The organism is Cupriavidus sp. WS (genome assembly GCF_000395345.1).
GTDB lineage: Bacteria > Pseudomonadota > Gammaproteobacteria > Burkholderiales > Burkholderiaceae > Cupriavidus > Cupriavidus basilensis_B.
The window spans coordinates 1-3,552 of record NZ_AQPL01000244.1 but is presented as its reverse complement, the minus strand read 5'-3'; the positions used below and the strand labels follow the sequence as shown (position 1 = coordinate 3,552).

The window sequence follows — 3,552 nt, the reverse complement described above, 5'->3', positions numbered from 1 at the left end:
CGACGCGGCCAGCCGCGCCAGGTGCGCGTCCAGCCGCGGGCACGCGCCGTCCTCCACGCGCAGGGTCTCGAACAGCGTGAAGCCCGGATCGTGCGCGGTCAGGAAGCGGGCCTTCCAGCCGCATTCGGCGTACTCGCCGGCCGCGTCGCTGTCGTGAACGATGCCGCCGCCCACGCCCATCTCCCCCGCGCGCAGGCCGTCGGCGCGCGGCGCGCCCAGCACCAGCGTGCGGATCGCCACCGACAGCGCGAAGGCGCCCGGGAACGCCACCGGCGCCGGCGCCGGGGCAGGCGCGTCGATCCAGCCGATTGCGCCGGTATAGAGCCCGCGCGGCGACGGCTCCAGCTCGCCGATGATCTGCATCGTGCGCCGCTTGGGCGCGCCGGTGATCGAGCCGCACGGGAACAGCGCGCGCAGCAGCCCGGCCAGGCTCGTGCCGGGACGCGCGGTGGCGGTCACGGTGGACGTCATCTGCAGCACCTGCCCGAACGGCTCGACCACGAAGCGCGCCGGCACCGCCACCGTGCCCGGCACCGCCACGCGGCCCAGGTCGTTGCGCAGCAGGTCCACGATCATCACGTTCTCGGCGCGGTTCTTGGCGTCGGCGGCCAGCGCCGCGGCGGCTGCGGCATCGCGCGCGGGGTCGCCGCTGCGCGGCGCGGTGCCCTTCATCGGCCGCGTGAGCAGATGGCCTTGCCCGTCATGGCGCACGAACAGCTCCGGCGACAGCGACAGCACCCAGCCGTCGCCGGGCAGGCGCGCCAGCACGGCGTAAGGCACCGGCTGCGCCGCGCGCAGCGCCGCATAGAGCGCCGCCGGCGCGCCGAACGCGCCGAAGCGCAGGCGCTGGGTGAAATTGACCTGGTAGGTGTCGCCGGCCTCGATCCACGCATGGATGCGGGCGATGGCCGCGTGGAAGGCCGCCTCCGTGGTATCGGAAGCGATCTCCATCACGCCGGCCGGCGCGTCGCCCTGCTCGCCGGCCAGCCACGACGCGACCGCCCGCGTGTCCAGCCTGCGCATCCGCCGGAACCACAGCAGCCGCAGCGCGCCGTCGTGGAACGGCAGCGCCTGGTCCGCGGCCACCGCCACGCCGAGCAGCGGGCCGCCGAATTCGTAGGGCGCGAACAGCGTGGCATGCCAGCCCTGGCGCCAGCCCTCGGCCAGCATGGCGTCGAGCGCATCGAGCGCGGCGCCGCCGGGCAGCACGTCCTCGCGCACGAAGCCGGTGTACAGGCGCGAGACCGCCTCGCCGGGCGCGGCGGTGGCGTCGTCGAGCAGGACGAACGGTTCGGGCGAAGCAGAGCGGGAAGCGGAGGGAGAAGCGGAGGGGGAAGCGGGAAGAACTGCCACGGGGAAATCACCAGCGTCGGTTGGGGCGGCCGCGAAACGCGGCGATATCGCATTATCGCGCGCTGCGCACGCAGGAACCGCCAGCGGCAAAACCCGCCACCAGCCCCCCAAAAAAAAGAAAGCCGGCCACGCCGTCAAGCGTGGCCGGCCACTCGCCGCGAGCCGAACCGGCTCAGCTGAAGAAGCTCTTCACCTTGTCCAGCCAGGATTGCTCCTGCGGGCTGTGGCGCGAGCCGCCTTCGTGCACCGAGCGGTCGAACTGGCGCAGGATGTCCTTCTGCGCCTCGGTCAGCTTGACCGGCGTTTCCACGTTCACGTGCACGTAGAGGTCGCCCGGATAACCCGAGCGCACGCCCTTGATGCCCTTGCCGCGCAGGCGGAAGGTCTTGCCGGCCTGGGTGCCTTCGGGCACCGGGAAGCTGGCCTTGCCGCCCAGCGTGGGCACTTCCAGGTCGCCGCCCAGCGCCGCGGTGGCGAACGAGATCGGCATCTGGCAGTGCAGGTCGTCGCCGTCGCGCTCGAACACCGCGTGCGGGCGGATGTGCACTTCCACGTACAGGTCGCCCGGGGGGCCGCCGTTGATGCCCGGCTCGCCGTTGCCCGAGGAGCGGATGCGCATGCCCTCGTCGATGCCGGCGGGGATCTTCACTTCCAGCGTCTTCTGCGACTTGATCTTGCCCTGGCCGTGGCACTTGGTGCACGGCTTGGGGATGTGCTTGCCGGTGCCGTGGCACTTCGGGCAGGTCTGCTGCATCGAGAAGAAGCCCTGCGACACGCGCACCTGGCCCGCGCCGTGGCAGGTCGGGCAGGTCTCGACGTTGGTGCCGGGCTCGGCGCCGTTGCCGTGGCAGTGTTCGCACTCGTCCCAGTGCGGCACGCGGATCTGCGCCTCGTGGCCGTGCGCGGCCTGCTCGAGCGAGATCTCCATGCTGTAGCGCAGGTCGGCACCGCGGTACACCTGCGGGCCGCCGCCGCTGCGGCGCCCGGCGCCCTGGCCCTGCTGGCCGAAGATGTCGCCGAAGATGTCGCCGAAGGCCTCGGCGAAACCGCCGTAGCCCTGGCCGCCGCCGCCGAAGCCGCCCGCCATGTTGGGGTCGACGCCGGCGTGGCCGTACTGGTCGTAGGCCGCCTTCTTCTCGGGGTCGGAGAGCATCTCGTAGGCCTCCTTGACCTCCTTGAATTTCTCCTCCGAATCCTTGCTGTCCGGATTGCGGTCCGGGTGGTGCTTCATCGCCAGCTTGCGATACGCCTTCTTGATATCGTCGTCGCTGGCGTTCTTGCCCACCCCGAGCACTTCGTAGTAGTCACGTTTTGCCATGGTGGCTGATTACCTGATTGGCCCCGCGGCGCGTGTGAGACCCGCCCGGGCAAATAGCAAAGAAAATAGCAAAAAAGCCGAGCGCGGCATCCGACGGCGGTAATCCGCTTGGTCCGATGTCCGTCGCCCGGCGTGGGGACAGGGGCTGGCGGCGGTGCCGCGCACCGCGCCCCTCCCCAGCTCATCCATTACTTCTTGTCGTTGACTTCCTTGAATTCGGCGTCCACGACGTTGTCGTCCTGCGGCTGGGCCTGCTGGTGCTGGCCGGCACCCGCGCCCGCGGCACCGGCCGCGCCCGCGCCGCCCGCTTCGCCGGACTTGGCCTGCATGTCAGCGTAGACGCGCTCGCCCAGCTTCTGGCTGGCCTCGGACAGCGCATTGACCTTGGCGTCGATCTCGGCCTTGTCGCCGCCGCGCGCGGCGTCTTCCAGTTCCTTGATCGCGGCTTCGATCTTTTCCTTCTCGCCCGCCTCGAGCTTGTCGCCGTATTCGGCAACCGCCTTCTTGGTCGAGTGGATCAGCGCGTCGGCCTGGTTGCGGGCGTCAGCCAGCTCGCGGGCCTTCTTGTCTTCCTCGGCGTTGGCCTCGGCGTCCTTCACCATGCGCTGGATCTCGTCTTCCGACAGGCCCGAGTTCGCCTTGATGGTGATGCGGTTTTCCTTGCCGGTCGCCTTGTCCTTGGCGCCCACGTGCAGGATGCCGTTGGCGTCGATGTCGAACGACACTTCGATCTGCGGCAGGCCGCGCGGCGCCGGGGCGATGCCCTCGAGGTTGAACTCGCCCAGCAGCTTGTTGCCGGTGGCCATTTCGCGCTCGCCCTGGAACACCTTGATGGTCACGGCCGGCTGGTTGTCGTCGGCGGTCGAGAACACCTGCGCATG

3 protein-coding genes are annotated in these 3,552 nt (G+C 70.5%); all 3 read right to left on the bottom strand.

Annotated elements, in window-relative coordinates:
- Positions 1-1,170, bottom strand: a 1,170-nt coding sequence (locus K206_RS0120025; RefSeq protein WP_231401638.1) for a chorismate-binding protein, incomplete at its 3' end; no start/stop codon positions are given.
- A gap of 355 nt (positions 1,171-1,525) precedes the next feature.
- Positions 1,526-2,671: a molecular chaperone DnaJ gene (gene dnaJ / locus K206_RS0120020; protein ID WP_020204173.1), complete on the bottom strand. Its 1,146-nt coding sequence runs from the start codon at positions 2,669-2,671 to the stop codon at positions 1,526-1,528.
- Between the two features lie 188 nt (positions 2,672-2,859).
- Positions 2,860-3,552, bottom strand: a 693-nt coding sequence (locus tag K206_RS0120015; RefSeq protein WP_020204172.1) for an Hsp70 family protein, incomplete at its 5' end; no start/stop codon positions are given.